The sequence below is a fragment of the Bacillus capparidis genome, assembly GCF_017832095.1.
Classification (GTDB): domain Bacteria; phylum Bacillota; class Bacilli; order Bacillales; family Bacillaceae; genus Bacillus; species Bacillus gobiensis.
Genome location: NZ_JAFDST010000002.1, coordinates 1,206,745 through 1,222,282 on the forward strand (window position 1 = coordinate 1,206,745; position 15,538 = coordinate 1,222,282).

Below are 15,538 nucleotides of genomic sequence, written 5' to 3' on the forward strand. Positions count from 1 at the left end.
AAACGTGGAAAGTACCTATACCGAAACGAATTCGTCAAACATGAAAAAAAGTGTCATTTGGATTTATTACATTCTGTTTTTTGCCGTATTGAACGAATCAGTTTTTAATGTATCAACTCCGGATATTGCCGAGCAGTTTGATCTGAGCGCTTCTGGTGTAAGCTGGGTAATTACGGTCTTTATTATCATATTCGGTATGGGATCCGTTATTTTCGGAAAGCTTTCAGATTTGTTTAGTGTCAAAAAACTGATCACGATCGGAATTGTCCTTTATGGAATGGGCTCCATTTTGGGGTTTGCTCTGCAATCCTGGTATCCGGGGATCATTATATCCCGTGCGATTCAAGGGGCAGGCGCATCCGCTATACCGGCACTTATCATGGTCATTGTCGCCAAATATTTTTCACCCGCAGAACGGGGAAACATGTTTGGTATCATCACATCTACCGTTTCCTTCGCGATCGGCATCGGACCGGTACTTGGAGGCTATATCGCCGGATCGTTCCACTGGTCCTTTTTGTTTCTTGTGCCGCTACCTGCACTAATCGCTATTCCTTTCTTCCAAAAGCTCCTTCCGGTAGAAAAGCCGAGCGCAGGCAAATTGGATGTTCTTGGAGCCGTACTGATGGGAATCGCGGTCTCAAGCTTGATTTTATTTACAGTAGAAGCCAGCTGGTTTTATTTGCTTATCGGTGTGATAGCGCTCGTCCTATTTATCATACGCATCCGGCGGGCGGATGAACCTTTTGTCGATCCAGCCCTATTCACGAATCCGCTTTACCGCAGCGGACTCATCATTGGTTTTCTTATCTTCAGCACGGTCATGTCGATGATGTTTGTGATCCCGTTGATGCTGAGTAATATGTACGGTTTATCGACAGAGAACATTGGGCTCGTCATGTTTCCGGGTGCTTTTAGCGCAGTCATATTCGGAAGAGTTGCCGGGAAGTTGACGGTGAATAGGGGAAGCCATTTTGTCGTATACCTGGGGTTGATATTGATTGCGTTAAGTCTATTGCTGCAGTCTTCATCCATCGGTTATTGGGTCTGGTACATTGCGTTGTCACTCATCATTATGTACATCGGATTCTCCTTCTTGCAAACGGCATTAACGGAAAGTGTCACGCAGATATTGCCTCCTGATCGTATCGGAGTCGGCATGGGTTTTTATAACATGACTTCGTTTATTTCAGGGGCAGTAGGAACAGCTGTCGTTGCCAGAGTATTGGAGCAGGCCGTGCTCAATTTTCCGCTGCATCCGTTTGTTTTAAACTCCAAGGCATATTTGTACAGTAATCTCATCCTGTTATTAAGTCTTGTGGTTCTGGCGAGTGCGATTCTTTATTACTTTACATTCGGAAAAAAGAATCCTCAGACGGTTAAGGAATTGCGGAATGAATCTTGATCCAGCTGATTGAGCAGATGCATTATTGATACGTATAAAAACCCCCCTTAAGATAGGAATTTCTTAAGGAGGGTTTTTTTGTCATCGACTATCACGTCCAGGCTTCTTTTAACAATCGAATCCCTGCCTCCAGCTCATTCTCTGACAACCCTCCAAAACCTAATAGAAGGCGGGGAGGCAGCTGAGTGTCGAAGGTTATCCAATACGGTGATGTAGGATAGACCTTCACTCCTTTTTCTTCAGCCTTGCGAACAAGCTCCGATTCAGAGCGGCCATCGTTCACCTCAATGACGATATGCAAACCGGAATGCTGCCCAATAACCTTCACCCTTTCTCCAAAAAAGCGGGTGATGGCTGACAAGAGAAACGCATGCTTTTTCTTATACACATTCTTCATTCTGCGCAGATGTTTTTCCCACCAGCCCTCCTCCATAAATCGTTCCAGTGTTTGCATGTGGATAAGGGAGGCTGTCGGTTCAAGGAATGCTTTTTTGTCCTTGTATTTTGAAATCAGTGATTCAGGAAGCACCATATAGCTGATACGGATTCCTGACAATAGAGACTTGGAAAAGGTCCCCATGTAGATGACTCGGCCACTCTTATCCAAACCTTGCAGTGCGGGAATGGGCCGCCCCTGATACCGGAATTCGCTGTCGTAATCGTCTTCAATGATGTACCTGTCATGTTCAGCTGCCCACTGCAGCAATTTTATACGTTTATGTATCGGTAAGATCATGCCGAACGGAAACTGGTGTGAGGGGGTTACATACACAAGCTTTGCTTCGGACTTCATCAGATACTCCATATCAATTCCGTCTTCTTCCAAGGGGATTGGCACCATCGGGAAGTTAAGCTCAGAAAAGACAGATCTTGCCCCGTTATAGCCTGGGTCCTCCACAGCGACAGGCTGTCGTTCTGTTCCGAGCAGTTGACATAGCAATAGCAGCATCTGCTGGGTGCCAGCTCCAACGATAATTTGGTCTGGTGAGCATCGAACCCCTCTGGATTGACGCAGATATCCTGCTAGTTGATGTCGGAGACCGGGCTCACCCTGCGGATCGCCGTATAACGACAAAGAGTTTGTATACTCTTGCATGATTTGATGGGAGATCTTGTTCCAAACTGAAAAAGGAAAAGAGCTCAAATCAATCGTGCCATTTCGAAAATCACATCGAAGCACGGGGGAGGCAGCTGGCTTCGTTTCTACGATCTCTTCCGCATCCTGTCGTCCGGGTTCTTGATTGGTCACTTTTTCTAGGAATGAAAAATCTTCTTCTAGCTTAAGGACATACAATCCGCTTCGGGGCCTGCTCTCTACATAGCCTTCGGATACAAGCTGCAGGTAGGCAGCTTCTACAGTGTTTCGGCTGATATCCAGGTGTTCTGACAGCCGCCTGATCGCAGGCAGCCGCGTGCCGGCATGGATGCGCCCGCTTTTGATTTCTTGGCGAATATGCCGATATAACTGCACGTAATATGGATCTTTTTTGTCCTCATACAAATTAAGCGTAATCTCCAGCATGTGAACCTCCGTCTTCCATAATTGACCCTATTATAAACGTTAAAATTGGCTCTAACAATCAGGGACAATAATCATTACACTAGTAAAAATAAAGATACATATACAGGAGGTTATGGCGATGATGCCAATGCGTTTTCATTTCTTAGAGTGCACAGATAAGGAAAAGATTCAACACTTTTTGAACCATGCGAGAGTAGGTTATCTTGGTTTAGCCCAGAAAGAACAGCCGTACGTTGTCCCATTAAATTACGTGTGGTGGCAGGGAAAGATTTATTTCCACGGAGCCGATACAGGACGAAAAATTGACATGATAAAAGAGAATCCTCAGGTTTGCTTTACGGTAAGCGAAGAATACGGAACAATCGCTAATCCGGTCCCAGCCAAGACAGACACCGCCTACATGAGTGTCATGGCTTTTGGAAAAGCGCACCACGTCACAGATTTGACAGAAGCGACTGAATCTATGCAGCAATTGTTAAATAAATATGTTCCAGGATATTTCGATACCCCCTTGTCCAAACAACATATAGAAAAATATCGTTCAAGCAAGGGCAGCGCCACATCGGTCATTAGTATTAGCGTAGAACATCTCAGCGCCAAAGAAAATCCGCTGGAGAAAGAGAATAAATTTTATCCCGGACGTGAACGGAAGATGGATATATAAGCCCAAGAATCAACGATTTGATCAATAAAAGCATCGCAAAACAAGGATTCAGATTATAACAATAGAATACTTTCATAACAATTGTTAAAAAAAGGGGGGAGTTTTTGAGCCAGTCTATAACAGAAGATGAACTAACTTTTACTAGATTTCATGACGAATATATAAAAGCTTGGGAGCTTGCCATGGATACCGGCGAAACTTCAGCTCTGCAAGCGATGTCTTCCGGCTATTATGTGACTTTCTTTTCTAACGAACGGGAAAAGCCCGTATTTTTCACACGGGAAGAAGCAATTGAAGGCATGAACAAATCATTGAAAAAGAACAACAAATCGTTGCAAAATTATTTACCATCGAAAACTGGGAGATTCAAGGTGGCCGATGGATGTTGATAAGGGAAATTGAAGAACCGATTTTATAAAGAAGTGCCAGCGTTCGTTTTATGCAGGAATTAAAAGATTCATACAGAAAGATAATGGGAAAAGAATAAAAAAAGTGAAGGGGGAGCTAAAATGGCACGTGTTGTAGCATTTGAATTAAGCAGCCAGGATCCAAAAAAAGCCGCCGAGTTTTATTCTAAGGTATTTAATTGGAAAATCGCTGCTCCGAACTACGACTATTGGCCGGTAACTACAGGAGACGATGGCAGTACCGGGATTAATGGAGGCATTAGTTTAGGACCTATCGAATATCCTCAGGGAACCCGGATACAAATAGAGGTAGAATCCATTGACGACGCTATCGAAAAAGCTTTAGAGAGCGGTGCAGAGCTTGTGCGCGGGAAAATGGAGTTTGACGAGTTTTATTTAGCATACTTGGAAGACCCTGTTGGGCTGGGATTTGGATTGATACAAAAAAAGTGACTGCTTGAGCTGTCTAATAAAATGGCACGATCTTATCAAAACAAAAAAATTAAAAATCGAAAAATAAGCCGTTTAACATATTAAACATGACTAATATGTTAAACGGCTTTTCTTATTTCCTACACAATAAATCCACGATTCCCCACCTACAACTGCCTGTACATCATTAAGTAAGTGTTAATAGGATGTATTAAAGAAAGTGAATGTATGTCATTTGTCATAGATCAAAGGTAAAAGGAGATGATAAATCATGATGAACAATGAGGAAACACTGTGCAACAAGTTTGCGGACATTATAGGTGGGCAGCCTGGATTTGCCGGTGGAAAATGTGTGGCTACAATATCTCGAAATGAAATAAGAGCTACAATTTTGGAGAAGAGGTTTGAGGTGACTTCTTCTTTCTCATTCGAATCAATAAGTAAGTTCAGTGGGAAAGCATTATGTTTAGGAAGAATAGCACTTTTACAAGATGAAGTCGAACCGTTTATTACTGTAATTCGTGATCAGGGAATAACCGTTTCGTCTATCCATAATGAATGGTTGTTCGATAATCCCAATTTAATTTATGTCAATATTGAAACTGTTGAAAAACCATTGATTTTTGCAAGAAAAGTGAGAATTGCGTTAGATGCTATTTGAACAGAGCCATGTACCTTATCAAGTAGTAAGATAAAATACCGCTCATCCTTCGAGAGGTGTTTTTCAGTTTATAGCTTATGATGCAGGTTTGTTCACTTTCTGTTCAGCACCCAAAATTCCGCTTGCTTTATAAGTAATGATCGATAAAAGAAACATGGCTGCCGTGAACGATGTAACTGAATTGAAATTTCCAAAGTGAGCATATAATTGGCCGGCGATAAATGCACCGAGTGTAGTTCCAAAGTACATAACTGAATTAGACAGTGAAGCGATCGTTCCTCTTGCGGAGGGGTTAAGCGATTGAAACAGACTCATCATAATTGGAAAAAGAATACCTGCGAAAAAAAACAGCAAAAAGAACGAGATCTCAACGAGAATCACACTCGGAAAGAAAGGAAGGCAGAAATACAATAACCCCATAAGAAGGATTCCACCAAGTAAAGATTTTGTTTGACCGATTTTAGATATGTAGCGGGATCCAAAGAAACTTCCGATAAAATTCCCCATCCCAAGTACCAGCATAGCTGTACCAATTTGTGCCACATTGAAATGATAATCATCACTTAACCATGTCCCCAAAAACGTAAACGCCGCAAAATTTCCGGTTTGAAAAAGCAGATAGGCAAAGAAAACGATGAAAACGTGCGACTCTGAAAACAGATGTTTATATCTATTAAAAATAGATTGCTGGTTTATTTGTTGAGAGGACTTGATTGCCGGCATAAAAACCGTTAAGAAAATCAGCACGATTGAAAAAGCGGCCAAGACAAAAAAAGGTGCCCTCCACGAAAGCGAAGCCAAGAAGCTTCCCATCGGAAGTCCCAAAGCCTGCGAAACAGCCAAACCAGCAGTGGCTATCCCCATGCTTTTTACAATCTGATCCGGTTTTACTATTAAAGGAATAGAAGCCCAAACCTGAGGCGTTACAAATGCTGCGCTTACTCCGGCGATAAATCTGAAAGCACACATGCTCCAAAAATCAGGCGCCAGCCCGCAGAGAAATGTAGATAAAGCAAAAGCTGCCAATCCATAAATCATAACAGTCTTCCGATTGAGATTATCAGAAATTGGGCCTGCAACAAGAGCAAATAATGCATAGCCTAACGCATAGGAACTTACCATCCATCCAGACACATCGGTAGTTACATCGTAAAGGCTGCTAAGTATTGGCAATAAAGGAGAAATTAAAAATGTATCCGTCCCGATGACGAACATAATAAAAAAGAATAAAGCAATCGTTTTGTTCATGATAACCTCCGGTGTAATAGTTTTAAAATTATGAAACTATAGAATAAAAAAAGAAACACGATACTCCAGGTAAACGGCAAAATACAGCTGTCTACCTGAACGTTTTATAAAGTGTCTAGAAAATCAGGCAAATACTTTTGAAATGTCTCTAAATTTAAACGAATGTACCTTGTTCTTGAATCCTTTCTTACGATTGTTAAGCCAGCTTCGCGAAGCGTACGAAAATGATACGATGCTGTTGTCTTAACAATATTGCATTGTTCACCAACCTCTCCACAGCTTAATTCCCTTTGGTTTTTGTATAATGTTCGAACAATCGCCAACCGTGATTCATCCGCTAATGCTTTAAATATCTGTACTCTGATTTGATCTTCTGATAGTTTTATATTCATGGAACTATCATAGTATAAAATGGGAAGGTTGGCAAATATAAAAAAACTGACCCAATTATTTTTAGGTCAGCAATCTATATGTTAGCTATGATTTTAAATAAAGTTGTATTATTTATAAAAAAGTGTAATCATTTTTAAACTTTTTTACGAAATGTTCTTTCAAAAAGAAAAAAATCCATTTTGATCAATCTTTTTCAAAATGGATTCTTTTTATATGCCGTAGAATGAGGATTTGTGGGATATTTTTAATCAAACTTTATTTCAAAGCTACATTAGTGATCTTTTTTGTATTCTTTCTCCCAGTAATCAGCATTTTTAATTCCTAACGCTTTCGGATCAAATACTGGGTCAATGCCTTGTTTTTTCTGTTTCTCATAATCTTTTAATGCAGCAAGCGCCGGCTTTGCTAAGAGGACGATTGCAATAATATTCAGCCAAACCATAATTCCGAGTCCGGCATCTCCCCATGCCCATGCTAATTCTGCGGTTTTCACGGTCCCATAGAATGTAGATGCCAAAATCACAAGCTTTAAAATCAACATTGCCCATTTGCTATTTTTCCCTTGAGCAATGTATGCAATATTTGTTTCTGCAATATAGTAGTAGGCCATGATTGTTGTAAAAGCGAAGAAAAATAAGGCAATGGCAACAAATCCGGCTCCAAATCCAGGGATGACACTGTCAATAGCGGCCTGTGTAAATCCAGGACCTGCTTCAACCCCTTTTAAATTGTTGACTATGAAAGATCCATCTGCAGCTTCGGTATTATACATTCCCGTAAACAAAATCATAAACGCTGTAGCGGAGCAGACAAAGAGCGTATCAATATATACAGAGAACGCTTGGACCAATCCTTGTTTAACGGGATGTGAAACTTCAGCGGCAGCAGCCGGATGAGGACCTGTGCCCTGGCCAGCCTCATTTGAATAAATGCCTCGTTTCACTCCCCATGAAATAGCCATACCAATAAGCCCGCCAAATGCGGAATCCAGTGCAAACGCACTTCTGAAAATTAGTGAAATAACACCTGGCAATTGGTCAATATGCGTAATAACAATGACTAAAGATAACAGGATATAGCCTAATGCCATGAAAGGAACGATTAACTGGGCTGCATTTGCAATTCTTTTTACACCGCCAAAAATAATGAAACCTAATAAAAGAACGATTAATACCCCAGTAATCGCGGGATGAATACCAAATGCATTTTTTACACCCTCAGAAATGGAATTCGATTGTACCCCTGGCATAAGAATAGCCATTGCTATCAGTGCAGCAAAAGCAAAAAGAAAAGCAAACCATTTCCATCCTATTCCTTTTTCGATGTAATAGGCCGGACCTCCTCGGTATTGCCCATCCTGTTTTACTTTATAAATCTGCGCGAGAGTTGATTCGATAAAAGCACTGGATGCGCCAAAAAACGCAATGGCCCACATCCAAAATACAGCACCCGGCCCGCCAAATGCGATGGCTGTCGCTACACCAGCAATATTCCCTGTACCCACACGTCCTGATAACGCAATGGATAATGCTTGAAAAGATGAGACTCCTGCTTCTGAGCTTTTCCCTTGGAACATCAATTTAATCATTTCCTTAATATGTCTAACCTGCAGAAAACGAGTCAAAACTGAGAATGTTAGACCGATAATCATTAATATGTATATAACCGGCTCACTCCACAAAACACCATTTAAACCAGAAACAAATTTCTCCAATTATGCTCCTCCTTGCTACTTATCTAGATAGATAATGACCTATTAAATTATGATTATATCAATTTGATTAAACAAGAAATATGTCATATTTTCTCACGTTAACGATATAAAAAAAGATTCTAAGTAATTAAAACCGATATAAAACGCTTTCATTTAGAAGGTTTTATTATATTAAAATATGAGCTGCTTTTCAAGAATATTCTTTATTATTTGCAATAATAATCAACCACATGTATTTGTTCCTTTAATGGCCATTGCTAATTTTAAAAAGGTTATTCCCTATTGTTATTATGCTAACAAATGAATAACATATATACCCTACAATGCACAGATAAAGAGGCCATTCGGCACCGATCATTCGTTCCTTTTCATACCCCTAACAGGGGGAATGAATCTATTTTTTCAATTTCATCCTCTAGGATAATGCGTACATTTCCATCTTTCTTCATAGTATATTTTTTTAAGAAATCAAGCTTCTGATCCACAATTGTTAGTACCTCCTTATACAGCTTGTCTAATATTGTAACAATTTTCGGTTTTTAATAAGTTTATATGGCGTTTTAAAACTCTCTATCCGGATTAATATCATCCATGTTAGCCCTACCAAAAAAGAATCGAACATGTTTTTATTCTGCGAAAGTTGAGTTATATTTAAAAATCTCGGTAAGCTTTTTATAAATTATTTTGCTTCACTTCCTCGAACCATAAATCAAAAATATCATCAGGTAATAGTTCGTCATCATTCGAATAAATTAAGTCATATTTATATTGTCCTTTTAGACTGTTTTGTTTTACATTATAATGCAATTTCATTTCCGTAGGCATTTCTTTATTGAACTCTTCACACTTATTATGGATAAACATTAAATTTTGATTACCAATTTTCAGTGCAGCACTCTGTCTTTCTCTTGAAACATCATAAACTTGATTGTGTTGACTACCCAATTCTTTTGTAGCCTCATTTAGTTGATGTTTATGGACAATATTCCCGTTAATTTTACAGAAAAAATCAAAAGCATACATTTTTGGTTCATATGAACAATAGATAAAGATATCCTCTGCTTTATTATCAACATACTCTAAACAAACTGCCACCATATCTGCTTGTAATTCTGTAAAATAATCCTCAAATACCTTCACATGTTTACCTCCTAACGCACTATTCCATCTTTAATAAAATCATTTTAAACCCACTGGCTCCCTTAACCATTACCGTAACATTAGTACCTGCTCAACCGCTTCTCACTGAGAACGCAGTTAAGGTATTTTTATGTCTAGATAATTCAGTGCTGTACTTAATGGTTCTTATAATTTATAAGTTTAAAAGATTGTCAATACGGTAACTTTTATTACGCTTAAATTTTCTGCTTCTGGACGATGTCCATACCTTTGGTGTTCTTATAAGCGTCTAAGGCGTGGTTCGCCGTTGTTTAAGCCTTTGGCGGATTTATAGATCGTGTTTCCGCAATTAATCGCCCTACCGGGATGGACCCGGCTGCGGCCATTGCTCCGGCAGCTACTTGTTCTGCGGAGGTTAGCTTTTCGCCTGTTGCCAATTAATTCTATTGTATCTTTATTTTTTCTTAAAGCCTATAACTTCCATGGCGAAAGGTGGATAAGAACTTTATGATACTGTAAATCAAAAGTGCTTTTACAATATTCCTATTGCTTATCACCACGAGCAAACGTAGTCGTCTTTTACAAATCTTGCATGTCTGCCCAAGATGGTACAACCATCATGAATTTTGAATTTCAAGTAATCATTTTTAATCTTCCAGACATAAATATTTTATAAGAAAACAAAAGCACTTGTTACCTAAAAGGAAATCAAGTGCTATTTCTATGCATAATAGGGATTCCTGCAACTCTAAACTGCAAACATCCTTTTCTAATTTGATTACTCTAATCCAAAAAAGTTCATAAAATAATAGAGTAATAGTTAATTTTGTATTTGTAATTCCCTTAAAACTTCTGTCCGCAAATCACTCGCAATATTCCCATTCTTGTAATCATCCAATAAAAAATTTATTCTCTGAATATAACTATCTGAATTCTCTATACATCTTTCAAAACAGTCTATAAAATGGTCTACTAATGTATCATCAACTAAAGCAATTGGTTCTGGATAATATTTGACACCTTCTCTTTCAAATGCTTTTCTACTAGTATAAGCAACTGCATCAATAATACAGTTCCAAGCCATGACGTCTGTTTCATTATCTGACATCTCTTGAATTATTGTTATACCATTTTCCTCATTATCTAATAATTCATAAAGAATATCCCCTATATTTTCTTTATCTTTTAGCCACTCCCAACATTTATATATAACTTCCTGGGCTAAAATTTGATCTTCCTTTTGAGAAAATACCGACAAAACTTTTTCTGAAAGTCCAAGAAAAAATACTACTTTACCGTCTTCTGTTAAACTACTGAAGTTAGTATTAGCCATAATTAACCTCCAACTAATCAATATACTTTCCATGTTTAATCATTAGATTAAGCCTACCAGTTACTTTAATGCTTTCATCAATTTCCGATGTTACTTCAATTTTTAAATTAGGATATTTTAAACTTAATTGCTTTAACACACCAGGCGGAACTTTATCATTCGCTAACCCCTGATAACACTTTCTACATACACCTGAAGGATTCGATTGATGAAGTTTTAATGTTCCTACTACATCTTCTGGTTTTATACCTGCCTTTATTACTGCTGAATCAAATTCATTCAGAACACCTTCCTCTGCATGCCTAGTGAACAATGGGTTATTCCCTGGGGCTTTGATATTCCTGTCGGGCATTACTTCATCTAAATCAGGTAATCTAGCTTCTTTTCGTACTTTCGGCGATCCTCCTTCAAAAGTCAAATCTTCTAATCCATTTACATCAGTCTTTCCAACTGCAACTGTTTCAGTTTCTGGAACATTCCATTTTTTCCTTAGTGCATCTATATCAGTTTTACCAATTTCAATCTTACTTTCTTTACCCGTACCCTTAGTACCATTCCTCACCGAAAACGCCTGTGCAATCTCGCTCACTGACTTTTTCTCGAGGCTAAAGTGGGCCGCCATTGGAATGTTGTTTGGGGTTGCTAGCTGTTGAACACGGACTTTGACAGGCACCTCAAACTGCCCAACATTTCTCTTGACCTTCTCAAGCGCATTTTTGGCTTGGTTTATTTTGTTGCTGACATATTGGTTGCTGTACGGCGCTTTTGTATTAGGTAGATTTCTTGTTTGCACATGATCCGCATATCGCGCCAGTCCTCCCAATGCCGTTATTCCAAGTGCATTTGTCAGGCTCTGCGTGCGTTTCTCGTCTGAAAGCTTGTTGCCGAACATATCCCTTCCGGTTGCTGCTTCGCTAAAGCCGTTGGCTGCAACTAAGCCGTAGATACCCATTTCACTTTTCTGGAGGATGTCCATACCTTTGGTGCTCTTATAGGCGTATAAGGCGTGGTTCGCCGCATTTAAGCCCTTTGCAGTTTTATAAATCGCGCTTCCGCCTTTGATTGCCCGGCCGGCCCAGCCGACTACTGGTATAAAGCCCGCAGCTGCCATTGCTCCGGCGGCGACACGTTCTGCGGTAGATAGCTTTTCGCCTGTGACGGGGTCAATACCTTCTATTGCTCTCTTATAATCATAATATCCTGTGAGCTCTCCCGTAAAGGTGCAGGTTGCATCCCACGCTTTTTCGTACCAAGGACGGTTTTCCAGCTCTTCTTGTTCTTTTGCCAGTCTCCTTTGTTCGATTTGATCCTTTTTAAATTGCAAGTACTCCGCTTGTCTGGCGGCATTTTCTTCCCGGAGCTTGTAGATTTCGCTGTTGTGATAGGCCTTGGCATCGAAGTGGATCGAGGTGACGTTCCCGCCGCTTCCAGTCGAAGCCAACAATTGCTGATAAAGTGTGGTGACGATGGCTTCATCGCTTTCCAGCATTTCATATTCCTCTTTTAGCACACGGTCCAGCTCATTCACTTCTTTTACCGTTTCCGAACGTTTTTTTTCGGAATCCTCGATTTGGGAATGGAAGGATTCTTTTGAAAAAGGTGTGAGGGAGACCAAGTCGTCAATTTGACTGAATGTACCTTTTAATTCCCGGTGCTGTTCAGAAACCATTTCCTTCGCACGACTGAGGCTGTTCGATACATCCTCCTCCACAAAAGGAACTTGGACAGCCGTATCCCCGGCAAGATCAAAATCCTCTGCAGTACCTGGAATCCCTTTCATAAAGGCAATATTTTTATCAATCAGTTGAATCCACTCATTCACTACGTCAATCTGTGCTTGATAAAAACCTTTGATTGCCTCCGCACCTTTTCCATGAAACCCATCGAGGTCAACAAGTGCCTGCATGTTCTGTTTTACCTGATTCATTTGGCGTTTAAGCTCTTGATACTCCTCGGCACGTGCTTTTGTCGCAGATTCTAATGTTTTCGCTTCATAGACTTTATTCGCCATTCAATCCAAGCCTTTCTTTCATTTTTATTTGATCGCTTCATCCTGTTCCTTTAAGGTGTTTACGTTATCTCGTGTATCCTCGAGATTTTTTAATACGGCCTCCTTATATTGAGAGACCAACTCATGGATGTTCGTTTCTCTTTCCCGCCACTTTGCGGTAAAATCAAGTTTATTGTCTCCGAGAGAGGACATAGACGGACCTTTTAACGAAAGTGCGTCAATCTCATTTTTTATTTCATTCAGCTTCGCTAAAACCTCTTTTGACCTTAGTTGGATCGTTGTCATTAAAACAGCCACCTTTTTAGATCATTAAATTTGTCTCCTGCAGCTTCCAACGTCTCTTTTCCAGCGTCCGCTACTTCTTCCGCTTCGCGCGCCAGGATGCCTGCAAAAGACAGTGCTTCCTTTTGAATGTTTAATTGTGTAATCTCCCAATCTATACTGTCTTTGTAGCTTTCATATTCATCATTCAAAATGTCTTCAATCGTTTGCTGGGCTTCATTTCGGACATCATTAAACTGATCTGCCCGGGAGCCTGTCCAGGATTTCGATAGTTCGGGTTTACTAATTTTCTTGCTTTCACCCAAATAATCATTTTGCTGGTGCTCAATTTCTGTTTTGGCTTTTTTCAATCTTTCAATCTTTTCTTCCACATCTGCCACTTGGCCCGTTATGGCACCGCGGATTTGTGCTAGATTCTCCAAGCTGAACAATTGTTTCACCTCGTTAAAACTGGATTCAGTGTATGTCATCTTTTCCCACATCTTAAGTGTAAGGAGAAAGACTCTTTCCTTAAATAGGTTTATTTTCCTCTTTTTCTGTCATTCCAGGGTGAATAGGCCTACAAATGTGCCGGGATGAAAAATAAAAAGAATCTTCAGACGAAGTCTTCCATTTCTCTGAAACTTTATATGGATAAGCGTAGAAAAACAGACCAAAACTGAAATACAGTCTTGGTCCGTCCAGCATGCTACATTCCTGTAGTTAACTTACGCCATCTTCTTTTTTCTCTTGATCACTTATCGGCATGATTTGAAATAACCGTACATAAAGAGCAGCACCGATCAACGTACAAAGCAATAGAAATCCAAAAACGCCGATTGGCGGCAGCCACGCAGAAAGAACAATCGACAATGGTGCGATAAAGCGTCCTACCGAGTATTGGAGATCAGAAGCTCCCATATATTGACCTCTCGCATTTTCTGGTGCATACTTGCTCACAAAACTATGCCCCACTGGTGAACTGATTACCTCCCCGAGCGTTAATATAACCATAAATCCGAGCAACAGCCAAACGTTTGTGGTTAGTCCGATCAAAAACATTCCTGATCCAAACAGCAGTGTTGAAAGAATCATTGTATTTCTGTCACTCCAATTTTCAAACCATTTGGTGATAGGAATGACACAAAGGACAAACATGAGTCCGTTTAACCCCAGCATCCATCCGAACACCTCTGCGCTGCTGAGCGAAAGCGACCAGTCATTCCAAGTAAACATCGTTTGTGCCGGCACATAATCATTCACGTATACAGCCAAATACAAATCCAACTGCATGAACGCAACCGTAACAAAAACGCCAGCCAGGATATAAAGGGAAAAGACTTTGTCTTGGAAGATCACGGCATAGTTTTTCCATTGATCCTTCAGAACAGAGATCATGGTGTTCGATTTCTCATCTTTCTTAATGGAATTCGGCAGTGTTTCCTGAATCAAAACAAAGATCGCAATGGAATAGAGCAGTGAGACGATCGTACAGGTCCACAGCAATCCGCTCCGGTAATGAAAGAAGAAAATCGCTCCCAGTACCGGTCCAAATACGGCCCCAATATTCATACCTGTTACAAAGGTGGCGAACACCCTTCTTCGATCCTTTTCCGTGATTAGATCGGCTACCATCGCCGAGCTTGCCGGCTTGTAAATTGATCCGCCGAGACTGATCCCGATAAATGCGAGATAATCAATCCAATGGGATGTTGACATAGCAAACAGTACAAACATTACTACCCGCAATAAAGACCCCATCAGCATGGATGGGCGGCGTCCAAATCGGTCAGATAGAAATCCGCCGAGCATGCTGCCGATGATGTTCATAAGCGGTGGTAAGGTCATCAAAATTCCGGCCGTTGTTTTGCCGAGAGCATCGCTAAAGTAGAGCGCAATAAAAGGGAAATACATCCAATACATTAAATTGAAGATAGTCTCGCCAATTAACCTGGTTTTCAGGTTAAGATCCCATGAAAGCCATTGCAAAAGTTCCCCCCCTAACTAAGGATTAATTACAATGCACTGCATGAAAAGCTTTTTCCAACTGCACTCCTCTCAAATATTCCCGGCCAGGTATGTCTACAATAAATTATTTTTTTATAAAGATATAGACTTATAATGAGCTTTCGTTTAAACTAATATTATAGAAGCCAAGCAATAGGATCCTTTCTTAAGATGTGCCTTTTTTAGGAACTAATTTTAGATATTCTACTTACTTATAATATTTCAGCCGATCCGTGTACCGGGTCGGCTTTGTTTATGCTTCTTTAGTCGATAGGCAGCTAATGCTAAACCCTTTATAAACAACAAAAAGCCATCTATGTCGCTAGATGACTTTTACATTTCTATCATTCTTCGCTTGTTT

The 15,538-nt window shown here is 40.1% G+C and carries 16 protein-coding genes; 5 read left to right on the forward strand and 11 right to left on the reverse strand.

The features are described from left to right. Positions 1-4 precede the first annotated feature (4 nt). A complete protein-coding gene (locus JOC74_RS13135) occupies positions 5-1,405 on the forward strand; it encodes an MFS transporter (RefSeq protein ID WP_225970265.1) in 1,401 nt (466 codons plus the stop codon). A 91-nt stretch (positions 1,406-1,496) separates the two neighbouring features. On the opposite strand, the gene pdxR is transcribed toward JOC74_RS13135, so the two are convergent. Further along, complete coding sequence (gene pdxR / locus JOC74_RS13140) at positions 1,497-2,927, reverse strand: MocR-like pyridoxine biosynthesis transcription factor PdxR (protein WP_053604986.1); 1,431 nt, start codon at positions 2,925-2,927, stop codon at positions 1,497-1,499. Between the two features lie 118 nt (positions 2,928-3,045). Between pdxR and JOC74_RS13145 the strand changes: the two genes are divergently transcribed. From JOC74_RS13145 to JOC74_RS13160, 4 genes are all read left to right on the forward strand, one after another. After that, a complete protein-coding gene (locus JOC74_RS13145; protein ID WP_192841119.1) occupies positions 3,046-3,591 on the forward strand; it encodes a pyridoxamine 5'-phosphate oxidase family protein in 546 nt (181 codons plus the stop codon). 104 nt (positions 3,592-3,695) lie between these two features. Continuing rightward, on the forward strand, positions 3,696-3,980 hold the full coding sequence (locus JOC74_RS13150; RefSeq protein WP_053604987.1) for a hypothetical protein: 285 nt from the start codon (positions 3,696-3,698) through the stop codon (positions 3,978-3,980). 120 nt (positions 3,981-4,100) lie between these two features. After that, a complete protein-coding gene (locus JOC74_RS13155) occupies positions 4,101-4,451 on the forward strand; it encodes a VOC family protein (protein WP_053604988.1) in 351 nt (116 codons plus the stop codon). A 250-nt stretch (positions 4,452-4,701) separates the two neighbouring features. Next, complete coding sequence (locus JOC74_RS13160) at positions 4,702-5,091, forward strand: DUF1259 domain-containing protein (protein ID WP_192841120.1); 390 nt, start codon at positions 4,702-4,704, stop codon at positions 5,089-5,091. A gap of 75 nt (positions 5,092-5,166) precedes the next feature. On the opposite strand, the gene JOC74_RS13165 is transcribed toward JOC74_RS13160, so the two are convergent. From JOC74_RS13165 to JOC74_RS13210, 10 genes are all read right to left on the reverse strand, one after another. Continuing rightward, positions 5,167-6,339, reverse strand: a complete 1,173-nt coding sequence (locus JOC74_RS13165) for an MFS transporter (protein WP_053604989.1) — start codon at positions 6,337-6,339, stop codon at positions 5,167-5,169. 104 nt (positions 6,340-6,443) lie between these two features. Next, positions 6,444-6,731 carry an ArsR/SmtB family transcription factor gene (locus JOC74_RS13170; RefSeq protein WP_053604990.1) on the reverse strand — a complete coding sequence of 96 codons (288 nt, stop codon included), beginning with the start codon at positions 6,729-6,731 and terminating at the stop codon, positions 6,444-6,446. Positions 6,732-7,003: 272 nt separating this feature from the next. Continuing rightward, the gene (locus JOC74_RS13175) at positions 7,004-8,446 is read right to left on the reverse strand and encodes an alanine/glycine:cation symporter family protein (RefSeq protein ID WP_053604991.1); all 1,443 of its coding nucleotides are present in this window, start codon (positions 8,444-8,446) and stop codon (positions 7,004-7,006) included. Between the two features lie 672 nt (positions 8,447-9,118). Then, on the reverse strand, positions 9,119-9,586 hold the full coding sequence (locus tag JOC74_RS13180; protein ID WP_082364165.1) for a DUF600 domain-containing protein: 468 nt from the start codon (positions 9,584-9,586) through the stop codon (positions 9,119-9,121). Positions 9,587-9,876: 290 nt separating this feature from the next. Further along, positions 9,877-10,002 (reverse strand): pre-toxin TG domain-containing protein, encoded by a 126-nt coding sequence (locus JOC74_RS13185; RefSeq protein WP_148564346.1) that lies wholly within the window; start codon positions 10,000-10,002, stop codon positions 9,877-9,879. 383 nt (positions 10,003-10,385) lie between these two features. Further along, entirely contained in the window at positions 10,386-10,898 is a 513-nt protein-coding gene (locus JOC74_RS13190; RefSeq protein ID WP_053604992.1) for an Imm6 family immunity protein, read from the reverse strand. 13 nt (positions 10,899-10,911) lie between these two features. Continuing rightward, positions 10,912-12,909 carry a ribonuclease YeeF family protein gene (locus tag JOC74_RS13195; RefSeq protein ID WP_053604993.1) on the reverse strand — a complete coding sequence of 666 codons (1,998 nt, stop codon included), beginning with the start codon at positions 12,907-12,909 and terminating at the stop codon, positions 10,912-10,914. Positions 12,910-12,933: 24 nt separating this feature from the next. Continuing rightward, entirely contained in the window at positions 12,934-13,194 is a 261-nt protein-coding gene (locus JOC74_RS13200) for a YwqI/YxiC family protein (RefSeq protein WP_053604994.1), read from the reverse strand. Further along, positions 13,194-13,661 (reverse strand): YwqH-like family protein, encoded by a 468-nt coding sequence (locus JOC74_RS13205; RefSeq protein WP_158320322.1) that lies wholly within the window; start codon positions 13,659-13,661, stop codon positions 13,194-13,196. Before JOC74_RS13205 ends, JOC74_RS13200 begins: the two co-directional genes overlap by 1 nt. A 232-nt stretch (positions 13,662-13,893) precedes the next feature. Further along, positions 13,894-15,159 carry an MDR family MFS transporter gene (locus JOC74_RS13210; protein WP_211086169.1) on the reverse strand — a complete coding sequence of 422 codons (1,266 nt, stop codon included), beginning with the start codon at positions 15,157-15,159 and terminating at the stop codon, positions 13,894-13,896. Positions 15,160-15,538 lie beyond the last annotated feature (379 nt).